The 13,091-nt window shown below is 57.2% G+C and carries 14 protein-coding genes; all 14 read left to right on the plus strand.

Annotated features, from left to right (window positions below; genetic code table 11):
- The first annotated feature begins 11 nt into the window (after positions 1 to 11).
- The 14 genes from ABC336_RS26415 to ABC336_RS26480 all read left to right on the plus strand — a co-directional run bounded on the left by ABC336_RS26415 (position 12) and on the right by ABC336_RS26480 (position 13,060).
- Positions 12 to 1,370: a bifunctional folylpolyglutamate synthase/dihydrofolate synthase gene (locus tag ABC336_RS26415; protein ID WP_413241502.1), complete on the plus strand. Its 1,359-nt coding sequence runs from the start codon at positions 12 to 14 to the stop codon at positions 1,368 to 1,370.
- Positions 1,371 to 1,377: 7 nt separating this feature from the next.
- A complete protein-coding gene (gene murC, locus ABC336_RS26420) occupies positions 1,378 to 2,784 on the plus strand; it encodes a UDP-N-acetylmuramate--L-alanine ligase (protein ID WP_413241503.1) in 1,407 nt (468 codons plus the stop codon).
- Positions 2,785 to 2,902: 118 nt separating this feature from the next.
- On the plus strand, positions 2,903 to 4,258 hold the full coding sequence (locus ABC336_RS26425) for an SPOR domain-containing protein (protein WP_413241504.1): 1,356 nt from the start codon (positions 2,903 to 2,905) through the stop codon (positions 4,256 to 4,258).
- 59 nt (positions 4,259 to 4,317) lie between these two features.
- Positions 4,318 to 4,560: a DUF4321 domain-containing protein gene (locus tag ABC336_RS26430; protein WP_413241505.1), complete on the plus strand. Its 243-nt coding sequence runs from the start codon at positions 4,318 to 4,320 to the stop codon at positions 4,558 to 4,560.
- A gap of 20 nt (positions 4,561 to 4,580) precedes the next feature.
- Positions 4,581 to 5,207 (plus strand): Maf family protein, encoded by a 627-nt coding sequence (locus tag ABC336_RS26435; protein ID WP_413241506.1) that lies wholly within the window; start codon positions 4,581 to 4,583, stop codon positions 5,205 to 5,207.
- 49 nt (positions 5,208 to 5,256) lie between these two features.
- The gene (gene radC, locus ABC336_RS26440) at positions 5,257 to 5,946 is read left to right on the plus strand and encodes a RadC family protein (RefSeq protein WP_413241507.1); all 690 of its coding nucleotides are present in this window, start codon (positions 5,257 to 5,259) and stop codon (positions 5,944 to 5,946) included.
- A gap of 61 nt (positions 5,947 to 6,007) precedes the next feature.
- On the plus strand, positions 6,008 to 7,039 hold the full coding sequence (locus ABC336_RS26445) for a rod shape-determining protein (protein WP_413241508.1): 1,032 nt from the start codon (positions 6,008 to 6,010) through the stop codon (positions 7,037 to 7,039).
- 41 nt (positions 7,040 to 7,080) lie between these two features.
- Positions 7,081 to 7,965, plus strand: a complete 885-nt coding sequence (gene mreC, locus ABC336_RS26450) for a rod shape-determining protein MreC (protein ID WP_413241509.1) — start codon at positions 7,081 to 7,083, stop codon at positions 7,963 to 7,965.
- The gene (mreD, locus tag ABC336_RS26455; protein ID WP_413241510.1) at positions 7,962 to 8,486 is read left to right on the plus strand and encodes a rod shape-determining protein MreD; all 525 of its coding nucleotides are present in this window, start codon (positions 7,962 to 7,964) and stop codon (positions 8,484 to 8,486) included. Before mreC ends, mreD begins: the two co-directional genes overlap by 4 nt.
- Before the next feature lie 64 nt (positions 8,487 to 8,550).
- Positions 8,551 to 9,216 (plus strand): septum site-determining protein MinC, encoded by a 666-nt coding sequence (gene minC / locus ABC336_RS26460; RefSeq protein ID WP_413241511.1) that lies wholly within the window; start codon positions 8,551 to 8,553, stop codon positions 9,214 to 9,216.
- 3 nt (positions 9,217 to 9,219) lie between these two features.
- Positions 9,220 to 10,011: a septum site-determining protein MinD gene (gene minD / locus ABC336_RS26465; RefSeq protein ID WP_413241512.1), complete on the plus strand. Its 792-nt coding sequence runs from the start codon at positions 9,220 to 9,222 to the stop codon at positions 10,009 to 10,011.
- Between the two features lie 8 nt (positions 10,012 to 10,019).
- The gene (locus tag ABC336_RS26470; RefSeq protein ID WP_459564715.1) at positions 10,020 to 11,159 is read left to right on the plus strand and encodes an FtsW/RodA/SpoVE family cell cycle protein; all 1,140 of its coding nucleotides are present in this window, start codon (positions 10,020 to 10,022) and stop codon (positions 11,157 to 11,159) included.
- A gap of 151 nt (positions 11,160 to 11,310) precedes the next feature.
- Positions 11,311 to 12,186: a peptidoglycan DD-metalloendopeptidase family protein gene (locus ABC336_RS26475; RefSeq protein WP_413241514.1), complete on the plus strand. Its 876-nt coding sequence runs from the start codon at positions 11,311 to 11,313 to the stop codon at positions 12,184 to 12,186.
- The gene (locus ABC336_RS26480) at positions 12,179 to 13,060 is read left to right on the plus strand and encodes a M50 family metallopeptidase (protein WP_413241515.1); all 882 of its coding nucleotides are present in this window, start codon (positions 12,179 to 12,181) and stop codon (positions 13,058 to 13,060) included. The genes ABC336_RS26475 and ABC336_RS26480 overlap by 8 nt, the downstream gene beginning before the upstream one ends.
- The last annotated feature ends 31 nt before the right edge of the window (positions 13,061 to 13,091 follow it).

The raw sequence follows: 13,091 nt of genomic DNA on the forward strand, positions 1-13,091 counted from the left end.
AGGCAAATCCAATGACCGATACAAAAGTTGTCCCATCGGCCTTTACAACCTATGAGGAAGCAAGAGCGTGGATTGAATCGCTGGTGCCCTTTGGCATCCGCCCGGGACTCGAGCGGATCAAGCTGTTGCTCGAGCGGTTCGGCCATCCCGAGCGGCGGCTCAAGTTCGTCCATGTCGCAGGCACTAACGGCAAAGGCTCGGTATGCGCTTATCTGACGCGAGTGCTGGTCAAGGCCGGTTACGATGTCGGCACCTATACCTCCCCATATATCACATCCTTTACGAACCGTATTCAATATAACGGGGAAGATATGGATGAGGCGGTGCTGGTGGAGCTCGTTAATGAAATCAAGCCCGAGGTCGAAGCGGTTGCAGCCAGCGAGCTGGGCTCGCCTACGATGTTTGAAGTATCCACTCTGCTCGCTATCTTGTATTATGCCAAGCGATGCTACCCTGACTTTGTGGTGTGGGAGACCGGGCTTGGCGGTCGGCTTGACGTGACCAATGTCGTCACGCCGCTCGTCTCCGTCATTACGAATGTAGGCCATGATCATATGGATATCCTCGGCGATAGTCTGGAGGCCATCGCACGGGAGAAGGCAGGCATCATCAAGCCGGGTGTCCCTGTCGTCGCCAGCGTGTCGCAGCCGGAGGCGGTCGCGGTCGTCCGCGATACCGCCAAAGCTTCTAAGAGTACGCTTTATCTGCTGGGTGAGCAATTCCGCGAGCATCTGCTCTCGGGACGGGAGGACGAGCAGGTCTTTGGCTTTGATGGCTTGCTGCGTTCGATCGAGCCGCTGACGATTACGCTCAATGGCCGCCACCAGGTCACCAATGCAGCTGTAGCCGTCATGACGCTGGAGGTGCTGCGTCAGTATTATGCCGTCATCATCGACGATGAGGATCTGCAAGCAGGGCTGCGCGAGACGACGTGGGCCGGACGGCTGGAGATGGTCTCCAAAACGCCGCGCATCCTGCTCGATGGCGCGCATAATCCGGAAGGAGCGGCGGCTTTGGCGGCAGCGCTCAAGGATACTTATTCCTACAGGAAACTCCACTTGATGATAGGGATGCTTGCCAACAAGAATCATCGGGAGACACTTCGGCATATACTGCCACTAGTGGATTCGCTGATCGTGACCGAGCCCGGGTTCCGTAAGAAAATGACGGCCGAGGCGCTCACGGAGCTGATTGCGGAGGAAGGGTTCGATTGCGAGGTAACGACCCAGCCGGATTGGCGGCAGGGACTGGACCAGCTGCAAGCGAGAACCGGCTCCGAAGACCTGGCGGTGGTCACCGGCACGCTCTACTTGATCGCCGATGTCCGTTCCCGTTTGCTATACCATTCGGATTCTGAAAAAGGTTGGTGAATCGCTTTTGAATACAGCAGAACACGTGCATTTCATTGGCATCGGCGGTTACGGGATGAGCGCTATAGCCAGGGTCATGCTCGAAATGGGGTATACAGTGACTGGCTCCGATGTGGCCAGGGCGGAGCTGAGCGAGAAGCTGGCTGCCAAAGGAGCCCGTATCTACCTGGGGCACCAGGCGGAACATGTGCAGGGGGCGGATCTGGTCGTATACTCTACGGCTTTGTCGCGCGACAATGTTGAGCGGCAGGCGGCAGAGGAGCAGCAGATCCCGATCCTGCACCGCGCCCAGATGCTCGCCCGGCTCATGAATGCTGGCAAAGGGATAGCTGTCGCCGGAGCCCATGGCAAGACGACGACGTCTTCGATGATCGCACTTGTGATGGAGGTCTGCAAGCTGGATCCGACGTACATCATCGGCGGCGAAGTCGTCAATATGGGGACCAACGCCAAAGCCGGAAAAGGCGAGTTTGTCGTCGCTGAGGCTGACGAGAGCGACGGTTCGTTCCTGCAGTATCATCCTCAGTTGGCGATCATCACCAACATCGAAGCGGATCATCTGGAAAATTATGATAGCGACTTTGGCAAGCTCAAAGCTGCCTATGTCACCTTCCTCTCCCAGGTAAAGAAGGGCGGCAAGGCGATTCTGTGCGCCGATGATGCTAATATCCAGGAGATGCTGCCGGCGCTGCACAGCGAAGGCTGCTTGGCTTCGCAAGGCGGACTCATCACCTACGGCATCGACCGGGATGCCGATTACCGCGCAGAGATGATCGAGCTGGGAGACCGCAGGGCTAGCTTCGAAGTGGTGGCCGGCGGGCGCTCGCTTGGGCGCGTCGAGCTGTCAGTGCCTGGCCGCCACAATGTCTATAACGCTTTGGCGACGATCGTCACCTGTGTGGCGGCTGGTTTGCCGTTTGCCGAGGTAGCGGAGGCGATCCGCCAATTCCGCGGCGCCAAACGTCGGTTCCAGGTGCTTGGCGAAGTGGACGATATGCTGATCATTGACGACTATGCGCACCATCCGACGGAGATTCAAGCGACGATTCAGGCTGCCAAATCAACCGGCAAGCGCATCATCGCTGTGTTCCAGCCGCAGCGCTATACCCGGACATTTTTCCTGTTTGACCAGTTCAGCAGAGCTTTTGCCGAAGCGGACGAAGTGATCATCACGGACATTTATTCTCCTGCCGGCGAGCAGCAGATCGAGGGGATCAGCTCCGGCAAGCTGGTGGAGATGATCAAGGCCAATAGCAATACCAATACCCGTTATATCCCGACCAAAGAGGAAGTACAGACGATTTTGGCTGCCGAGGCTCAGCCCGGAGATCTCATCATTACGATGGGAGCCGGTGATATCTGGAAGGCTGCTGAATATCTGGCAGAGCATCTGAGGGATCGCGCCAGGTCCTGACGTGCAGAGCCCCCGGCAATGTCTGCCGGGGGCTCTGCTGTCTATCGAAGGAATGGACATAATCGCACGACTTGTCTCATAAAGTAGAAATAGACGATATGGACAAGGAGCGAGTGCGATGAGCCAGAAAGCCCGTATTACGTACCGTTTTGACAACCCAGCCCGCAAGCCGGTCCAGCCTCAGGCAGCGTCCGCCCCTGCTTCTGCGCTGAGGGAGGAGCTGCTGCCGGCGCCAGTTGTGTCCAAGCTGGAGCGCCAACGAGAGAGAAACTCTCCCGGCAGCGAGCGTCAGCCGGCCTCTCCGTACTTTCAAGATGAGTTGACTTTCACCCTCGAGCGGGATCTGTCGCCTTGGGTCAGTCCATTCCAGGATGATGCCTATGCCCTGGAAAAGCTGATCCGCGAGTCGGAGCCCGCATCGGTCCCATATGCTGCCCCGGAGGGGCGTGAGTACGCTGCGCCGGCACAACGGCAGCACGCTGCGTTGGCACAACGGCAGCCGGTACTGCCTGCTGCTGGGTCGGCCAGCTCTTCCTATATTGATCTTGGCGAAGATGTGCATCCTCCGCTCCCTGAGTCCCGCCCCCGGTTGGAGACGGGACTCGGGGAGAAGCCGATCATCAGGCGGCACCCGGTAGGCCCGTCCTGGCTGAAGGTATTTGCTGCGGTAGCCGGAGCCATCGCCACCGGTGCCTTATTCGGATATATGGTCCTGTCGCTGTTCTCGGGAACGCCGGACCTGCCGGGCGCGGAAGGCGAAGTGCCGACTGCCGGCACGCAGCAGGAACAGATCCAGCAGCAGGAGACGGATCCGGCTGTGCTGCCTGCATCCGGCGAGAGTGAGCTTGCGGCTGCCCATGTGCCGTCAGGTACGTACTATTTGCTGCAGTATGGTGTATTCAGCAATGAAGAAGGCATGGCGGCAGCGCTAGCCGAGCTGAGACAAAAAGGGCTGGCGGGGGCAGCGTCGGCCACGGACGGTTACCGGGTATTTGCGGGCATGGGAACCAGCCGCAACAGCGCCGTACTGCTCAGCGAACAGCTTGGCGGCTCGGAGGTGTACTTAAAGGAAATGTTGGTCCCGGAAGTGTCCAGGCTTCCCTTTGCCGGAGAAGTGCGGGAAGCGGAACTTTTTTTTGAACAAACCGGCGACCTGATACGTTTATTAAATGATCTGACGCTCACGCTGCTGAGACAGGAGCAGCCGCAGCGCCTGCAGGCTCGGGATGCGGAAGTATGGCGAGCTGCTCACCAGCAATGGACGGCCACCGCTGCCGCTGTCTCGGATGGCTGGGATGCTTCGGCGAGGGACACGGCCGAGGGCATCGTCACGAAGCTGCAGACCGCAGCCGTTTCTCTGGATGAGTACGATAAGAATCCCTCGCGGGCTCACCTGTGGACCGCACAAAGCGCTATGATGGAAGCGGTCATCCTGCAGAAGGATTGGCTTGCGCAAATCGACGCATTGTCATAGGCCCGCTTCCAACGTATAATAGAAACCAGGTGTCTAAACCTGACGAAGGACGTTGGAAGATGAAGAAAAATACGTTCGTGCTGCTGTTGTTTGTTTTGCTTGGACTGCTGGCCGGAACATTAATGGCAAGATGGTTGTCCGGCGTTCCCGGACTTGAGATGCTGGCCCGGTCGATCGAGGCCAGATGGTCGCCGGCAGCGGATTTGATTGTGTTCAGCTTTGATTTGAACGTACATATCCAGTTAAGTCTGATGAGCATCATTGGTGCTGCAGTCGCCATCTGGATTTATCGCAGATTATAACCCGAAGGAGTAGGAATGGCGTGCTAGGCCAAGCAAGCTCATCGTTGTCTATTGTAGACCGGCTGCTGCTGGCCTCCGCTTCGCCGAGAAGGAGGGGCCTGCTGGAGCAGATGGAGCTGTCGCTCCCGGTCGAGACTCTGCCTACCGATACGGACGAATCGACGCCTGCGGGCTGGCTGCCTGCGCAGATTGTAGAGCAGTTGGCTCTGCGCAAGGCGCGGGCTGCGCGCGAGGCCATCCCAGACCGTGAGACCACTGCATTAATTATCGGCGCGGACACCGTTGTGGTGTCGGCTGGTACCGTACTGGGGAAGCCGGAAGACGCCGAAGCGGCCCGACAGATGCTGCAGCAGCTGCAAGGCAGTTGGCATGAGGTATACAGCGGCATCGCCCTTCTCCATAGCGGCAGCGGGGAGACGCTGCTGCGTCACCGTGTGACCAGAGTCCATATGAAACCGCTCGATGCGAATCGGATCGAGCGGTATATTGCTTCTGGCGAGCCGATGGACAAGGCTGGCAGCTATGGCATTCAGGGCTTGGGTGCATTGCTGGTCGAAGAGATTGAAGGATGTTATTTCAACGTAGTGGGCATGTCGCTGACGCTTTTGTCGGACATGCTGTCGCATTTTGGCGTCGAGACGCTCTAACCGCTTCACCGATTTCATCACTAACCCAAAGAAAGCAGGAATATTGGACATGGAGATGCCGAGCTACGGCATGCGAGATGTCCCAAGCGAAGACCGACCTAGAGAACGCATGATGCAGTTTGGGGCTGAAGCGCTCAGTCATACGGAATTGTTGGCGATCTTGCTGCGTACAGGCACACGCAGCGAATCGGCCATTCACCTGGCAAGCAGGATTCTGAAGGAATGCGGCTCGCTCAGCGGTCTCGTCGATATGAGCCTGGAGGAATTGACCGCGATCCACGGCATCGGGCCGGCCAAAGCGGTCCAGCTGCGAGCCGGGATCGAGCTTGGCCGGCGGCTGTCCCGCAGCGGTCGCGAGGAACGCTTGACAGTGCGCCGTCCGCAGGACGCCGCCGATTACTTGATGGAGCAGCTGCGCTATTTGAAGAAGGAGCATTTCATCTGCCTGTTCCTCAACACCAAAAATCAACTCATCGCCCAGGAGACGCTGTCTGTCGGCACGCTCAACGCCTCGCTTGTCCACCCCCGGGAAGTATTCCGCGCGGCGATCAAGTGCAGCAGCGCCTCGCTGGTGTGCGTTCACAATCATCCGAGCGGCGATCCGACGCCCAGTCCGGAGGACGTCGCCTTGACGAGAAGACTTGTCGAGGCAGGCGAACTGGTAGGGATCGACGTACTGGACCATATCGTCATCGGAGAGAAGTCTTTCGTTAGTTTGAAGGAGCGGGGACTTATGTAATATAATATAGTGCGTGTTCAGACAACGAACGCGTATGGCCAAGAAGAAAGGGAGATCAGACATGTTTGGTGGCTTCACAAAGGATCTAGGGATCGACCTCGGAACAGCGAATACACTTGTATTCGTCAAAGGAAAAGGCATTGTCGTCAGAGAACCGTCCGTGGTGGCTCTGCGTACCGATACAAAAACAATCGAGGCCGTCGGCGAGCAGGCGAAGAAAATGATCGGCAGAACGCCGGGCAATATCCGTGCCATTCGGCCGATGAAGGACGGCGTCATCGCCGACTTCGAGACGACGGCGACGATGATCAAATATTTCATCAAGCAAGCGCAAAAAGAACGCTCGATGTTCCCGCGACATCCCAATGTCATGGTATGTGTACCGTCGGGCATCACGGCCGTCGAGAAACGTGCGGTTGAGGATGCGACCAAGCAGGCAGGAGCCCGCGAAGCGTATACGATCGAAGAACCGTTCGCGGCTGCGATCGGCGCCGATCTGCCGGTCTGGGAACCGACCGGCAGCATGGTCGTCGACATCGGCGGCGGCACGACGGAAGTGGCCGTCATCTCCCTGGGCGGCATCGTCACGAGCCGCTCGATCCGGATCGCTGGCGATGAGATGGATGAGGCGATCATCCAGTACATCAAGCGGATGTACAACTTGATGATCGGTGAACGTACGGCAGAGCAGCTCAAGATGGATCTGGGCTCGGCGCTGACATCGGACAAGCAGGAGACGATGGAGATCCGCGGCCGCGATCTGGTCTCCGGCCTGCCGAAGACGCTGACGGTGACAGCCGATGAGATCACAGAAGCGCTGACCGATACAGTGAACTCGATCGTCGATGCGGTCAAGGTGACACTGGAGAAGTGCCCGCCGGAGCTGTCGGCTGACATAATGGACCGGGGGATCGTCCTCACCGGAGGCGGGGCGCTGCTGCGCAACCTGGACAAGTTGCTCGCCCGCGAGACCGGCATGCCGGTCATTGTCTCGGAGCATCCGCTTGATTGCGTGGCGATCGGTACGGGACGCGCGCTCGACAACATCCATCTGTTCAAAGCAAAAGGGAGCGCGTCGTCGCGCAAGCGGTAGGATCTTCATCCGGAGGGGGAGAGAGATGAGCATGCGAGCGGGTGATCGGACTGTTTAAGATGATGCGCAACAAACGGTTATTTGTATTGCTTATCGGCCTGATCTTGTTCATTGCGGTGATGGGCTTCTCGCTCAGCGACCGCAAGGATCTGACCTGGCCGGAGAAGTTTCTTAATGATACGGTAGGTTATGTACAGCAATGGTTTTACAAGCCCGCTGGCTATATAGCGGGCTTGTTTGAAGATATCCGCACGATGCGGGAGCTGTATGAAGAGAACGAAAGGCTGAAATTGTTAGTTGCCAGTTACTCCCGGGACAAGAGCAAATACAACCGAATCGAGCAAACAATCGCGGATCTGCAGGCCAAGCTGAACTTCACGGAAGAACAGAAGAACCGCAATAATTATACTTATATGATCGCACAGGTCGTCTCGGTTAGTCCGGATGCCTACAACAAGACTTTGAAAATCAATCTGGGCTCAAGGCATGGGTTGAAGGAAGATATGGCAGTGGTGACCGAACACGGTCTGATCGGCCTGATCAGCAGCGTCTCGCCGTTCACGTCCAATGTGACGCCGATCACTGAGCTCGATGGCCAATCCGCCAACCCCAAATGGATCTCTGCGACGGTGGAAGGCAAGGAAGACGTCTCGTTCGGCATTATCGAGAGCTACAATATCGAAAATGGACAGCTGCTGATGACCAAAATCGCCGAGGATGATCCGCTTGCAGAAGGGGATATCGTCATTACCTCGGGGCGCGGAGGTGTCTTCCCTGTCGGCATTGTCATCGGTACGGTGGATTCCCGCCAGGTTGGCGATTTCGGTTTGACGCATACCGCCTTTATCAATCCCTCGGCTGAGTTCGACAAACTGTCCGAGGTGCTGGTTGTCAAGGTTCCTGATGCCGTAGGAGAAGCTGAATGAGGAAGCGCTGGGTGATTCCGATCATGTTTCTTCTGTTTATTGTCGAAGGGACGATTATGCCGTGGCTGATCCCGGTAGATTGGCTAGGCAGGCTTGTGCCCCAATTCACGTTTGTATTCGTGCTGTATGCCGCCTTTTATGCCGGCAGGCATACGGCTTTGATGCTGGGCGTCAGCTTCGGACTGCTGCAGGATCTTGTGTACTACGGCCATTTGATTGGCGTGCATACGTTTGCGATGGGACTGTGCGGTTATCTGATTGGTCTGCTGCTCGCATTCAAACGGATTCCGATGCTGACGCTGCTCTCGATCATCGGGATGACGTGCTTGCTGTACGACTCGCTGATCTACAGCATGTATCGTGTCTTTCGGATCACGCAGGATACTTATGTGATAGCTTTGATGAATCACATTATGCCCAGCCTGTTTCTCCAACTGGCCTTTGCGCTGGTGTTTTACATCCCTGCGCGCCGCTGGTTTTCGGGCTACAGCCAAAAAAAACCGCTGGACGACGCAGTTTGAATCGGTTAGAGGCAGGATTTGCAGCTGTCGATAAAGAATGGTATAAGGTGGAGGTGGGGCTCAGGTGGCCGACAGGCAGCATATTACGATCAAAGGTGTCAAGGAAGGACTAGTATTCCTGCTTGACGATGCTTGCGATTTTTCGGCGCTGCTTGAGGAATTGCAGTATAAGCTTGAGAAGTCCCACCATCAGGTATTGACGGGGCCGCTGATCCACGTCCATGTCAGGCTTGGCTCCCGTCAATGCAGCGAAGAGCAAAAAGAATCGCTTCTGGAGCTGATCCGCAGCCGCGGCAATCTGCTGGTGCAATCGATCGAGGCGGAGGGGGGCGACACGCAGGAGCGCGAGGCGGAAGCAGGCAACCTGAAGCTGATGACGGGCGTCATTCGTTCTGGTCAGACGGTCGTCCATGAGGGCAATCTGCTCCTGATCGGCGACGTCAACCCGGGTGGCACGATCCGGTGCACGGGGGATATCTATGTACTGGGCGCCTTGCGCGGCATGGCACACGCGGGGGAGCAGGGCAGACAGGATGCGATCATCGCTGCTTCCCTCCTGAAACCGACCCAGCTGCGGATCGCTGAAGTCATCAGCCGTCCCCCTGACGAATGGCTTGGCTCCGATGCAGCCATGGAATTTGCCTATTTGGAAGAGTCGCAGATGCAGATCGACAAGCTGTCGCAATTATACCGTTTTCGTAAAGATCCGATTGTGTTCAAAGGGGTGTAAGACATGGGAGAAGCGATCGTGGTAACATCGGGAAAAGGCGGCGTCGGCAAAACTACCACGTCCGCCAATCTGGGGACGGCGCTGGCCTTGACGGGCAAAAAAGTGTGCATGGTGGATACCGATATCGGGCTTCGCAATCTTGATGTGGTGATGGGGCTCGAGAATCGGATTATCTACGATCTGGTCGATGTCGCGGAAGGACGCTGCCGACTTGGCCAGGCGCTGGTCAAGGATAAACGCTTCGATGAACTGTATATGCTGCCTGCCGCGCAGACGAAGGACAAGCATGACGTCACGCCGGATCAGGTGAAGGATATCGTGCTGGAGCTCAAGAAGGACTATGATTATGTCATCATCGATTGCCCGGCAGGCATCGAGCAGGGCTTCCGCAACGCTGTTGCCGGCGCGGACCGGGCGATCGTCGTGACGACCCCGGAGAATGCCGCCGTTCGCGATGCCGATCGGGTCATCGGCCTTCTGGAGCAGTCGCAGGTATCGGCCAAGCTGATTATCAACCGCATCCGGCCCGGTATGGTGAGATCGGGCGAGATGCTGGATGTCGATGAGATCTGCCAGGTGCTGGCGGTCGATCTGCTCGGGATCGTGCCGGATGATGAGAAGGTCATCAAGGCGGCCAATACGGGAGAGCCGACCGTGATGGATCCGTCCTCACGTGCCGCTATTGCCTATCGCAATATAGCGAGGCGCATATTGGGAGATATGGTGCCGCTCATGCCGCTCGATGAGAAGAGCGGCATGTTCAAGCGGTTCAGGAGGTTCCTGGGTATCGGATGATTGCATTTGTGCTAAGCAAGCTTAAGCGGCTGGACTGGGGCATTTTGTTCCTGCTGGGACTGTTCATGGTGATCAGTTTTATGGCGGTGCGGAGCGCCACGTTTATATATCCGGGCTATACGAACTACGACATAAAGCAGATGTATTTCTTTATCGCCGGTTTTGTTGTTGTCATCGTGTCCGTTTTTTTTGATTATCGCATTCTGCTGCGCTTCTGGTATGTGCCGTATGCAATCGGGCTGGTGATGCTGGTCGCGGTATTGTTCACCGAGCCGGTCAACGGCGCGCGCAGCTGGTTCGTGATTGGCGATTTTCAGCTGCAGCCGGCAGAGCTGGTCAAACTGACGATTATTCTTGCCATAACGGTGCTCATGGGCAGACGGCAGGGCGAGACGCTGCAGTTCACGCGGGATCTGATCCCGATCTTCATCGTCTCATTCGTGCCGTTCCTGATGGTCATGATCCAGCCGGATCTCGGCAATGCGATCATCTATGTCGCCATCGTGCTGGGCATGCTGTGGATCGGCAACGTCAAATACGTCCATGTTCTGATCGGTATCGTTGCTGTTGCGGCAGGAGTCATGTTGTTCTCGACCCTGTTCAATACCTTCAATGACGAGATCAGAGATTATCTGGAGGATAAGAACCGGGCGCACTGGTACCAGCGGATCAATACGTTTGTCAATCCCGAGCAGGCCTCCCGCGACGAACGTTATCAGCTTGAACGCGCGATGATCGCCATCGGCTCCGGCGGTTTGACGGGCGACGGATATATGCAGGGCGATTCGAAGAACGGCAAGTTTGTTCCCTACCCGTATTCGGATTCGATCTTTGTGGTCATCGGCGAGGAGTTTGGCTTCCAGGGCTCGGCCATCCTTCTGCTCATCTATTTTATATTTATTTACAGGATGATTATCATCGCCTTCCAGTGCTATGACCGGCGCGGCTCGTTCATTATCATCGGCATTGTCTCAATGTTCGTCTTCCAGATCTTCGAGAACATCGGGATGATGATCGGCATTATGCCGATAACGGGTATCACGCTGCCGTTCGTCAGCTATGGCGGCACGTCGCTGCTGCTCAATATGCTCTGCATCGGACTCGTATTCAGCATCAGAGCGCATCAAGAGAAACACGACCAAGCCTGAGTATTGCCTTAGGCCGCCAGGTCTCTCCCCTGCGGGAGAGGCTTTTTTGTGCTTTCCGGAGAAACATAAACAAGCTCCCCGCCACATAAGTATGATAGTGAAATGTCCGGCTAGCTGCGACCGGGCACGGAAGGGTTGGGAGGGATGGCAGATGGAAACGAAGGAAACGATCAGACAGCGCCGGCAGGCACGGATCCGGCAATTGATGGACGGTGAGCATAAGGCGGCGTTGACGTCTGTGGACAAGCCGGCTCGCCAGGTCTTGGCAAGCCCGCCGTCTCCGGCCAGAGAGCAGGCCGAGGAGCCGGATCCGGAGCTGCTCTGGAAGTCGCAGCCCAATCCCTGGCTCGGCTGGCGGAGTGGGGATGCGCCTGCAGACCAAGGGGGAAGTCCGCCGCCAGTGCGGTCAGGCGGGGCGCAGCTGCTCAAGGAACTGCAGCTCAAAATTCTGCTCAGTCTGCTCCTGCTGGGCAGCGGCTGGGGGATCTATCAATTGGACATGCCCTGGGCCAAGACCGGACAGGCGCTGATCACCCGTATGCTGACGGAAGAGATGGATTTCTCGGCAGCCGCGGCCTGGTATGATCGTACATTTGCTGGCTCGCCCGCATTTATCCCGATCTTCGGAGGACGGGAGGAGGCTGCGGAGCGGGCGCATACCGGCGTCCGGTCCGACACTGTGGCGCCGGTCGACGCCGGCATCATCATACGGGGGTTTACTGAGCGCTCCAGTGGCATTGAGATCGCCGCCGCACCTTCGGCCGAAGTACGGGCGGTTGAGCGCGGCAGGGTATTGATCGTCTCGGATGAGTCTGCACTGGGAGAGACGGTTATTATCCAGCACGCCAATCGCATGTTGTCGGTCTACGGCAGATTGGCTTCATCCGGGATTGCCCCGCATGACTGGGTTGAGGCAGGTGAGAAGATCGGCACACTGCAGAGTGCAGGCGGACAGGCTGTGCTTTACTTTGCTGTGCGGGATGGGGAACAGTATGTCGATCCGGCCGGTGTGATTCCGTTTGACTAACCGCTGGCTGGGTATCCGCTGGTCCATCCACCCGTTATTCGTCATCGTCATGCTGGCGTCGGTCGTGACCGGCTACTTCATCGAGTTGATCACCCTGTTTGTCATCGTCTTCGTCCATGAGCTTGGTCATGTATTGGCAGCCAGGGGCTATGGCTGGCAGGTGAAGGAGGTCCGGCTGCTGCCGTTTGGCGGCGTGGCAGAGGTGGAGGAGCTGGATCATATGCCCGTGCGGGAGGAAGTCGTCGTCACGCTGGCAGGACCGCTGCAGAATGTCTGGATGGGAGCGGCAGCATGGCTGATGGGGGAGGCTGGCTGGATCTCTCCGATATGGGCGGATCATCTCCTGCAGGCCAATCTGATGATCGGTTTGTTCAATCTGCTGCCCATCCTGCCCCTGGACGGCGGCAGGCTGCTCCAGGCATGGATTAGCTGCCGCATGCCATATCACCGGACGCTGCTCTGGAGCGCCAGGATCAGTCTGTTCCTCAGCGCTGCGATGGTGGCTGCCGCTTTCGCTCCGCTGATTGGCGGCGGAGGAATCCAGATGAACCTGCTGATTATCGGCCTTTTTCTCCTGTTCACCAATTGGCATCATTACCGCAATCTTTCCTATTTGTTTATTCGCTTCCTTATGCGGCGCAATGCATCGGCTGATCGCAGGCTGCAGACCGGCGAGCCGGCCAAGCCGATCATCGTCAGCGGCAGCAGCTCTGTGCTGGATATCCTGCGGCTGCTGCGGCGCAATCATTATCACCTCATCTACGTCAAAGGTCAGCAGAGCCACGAATTGCAAGTGCTTCCCGAGAGCCGTCTGGTCGACGGCTATCTGACGCATGGCATTCCCGGAGGTGAAGTCAGGGAGCTTTTCAGGTAGAATAAAGCAGAAGCCTGCAGGACAGGCAATC

This window comes from Paenibacillus jepli (assembly GCF_047238105.1).
Classification (GTDB): Bacteria; Bacillota; Bacilli; order Paenibacillales; family Paenibacillaceae; genus Paenibacillus_D.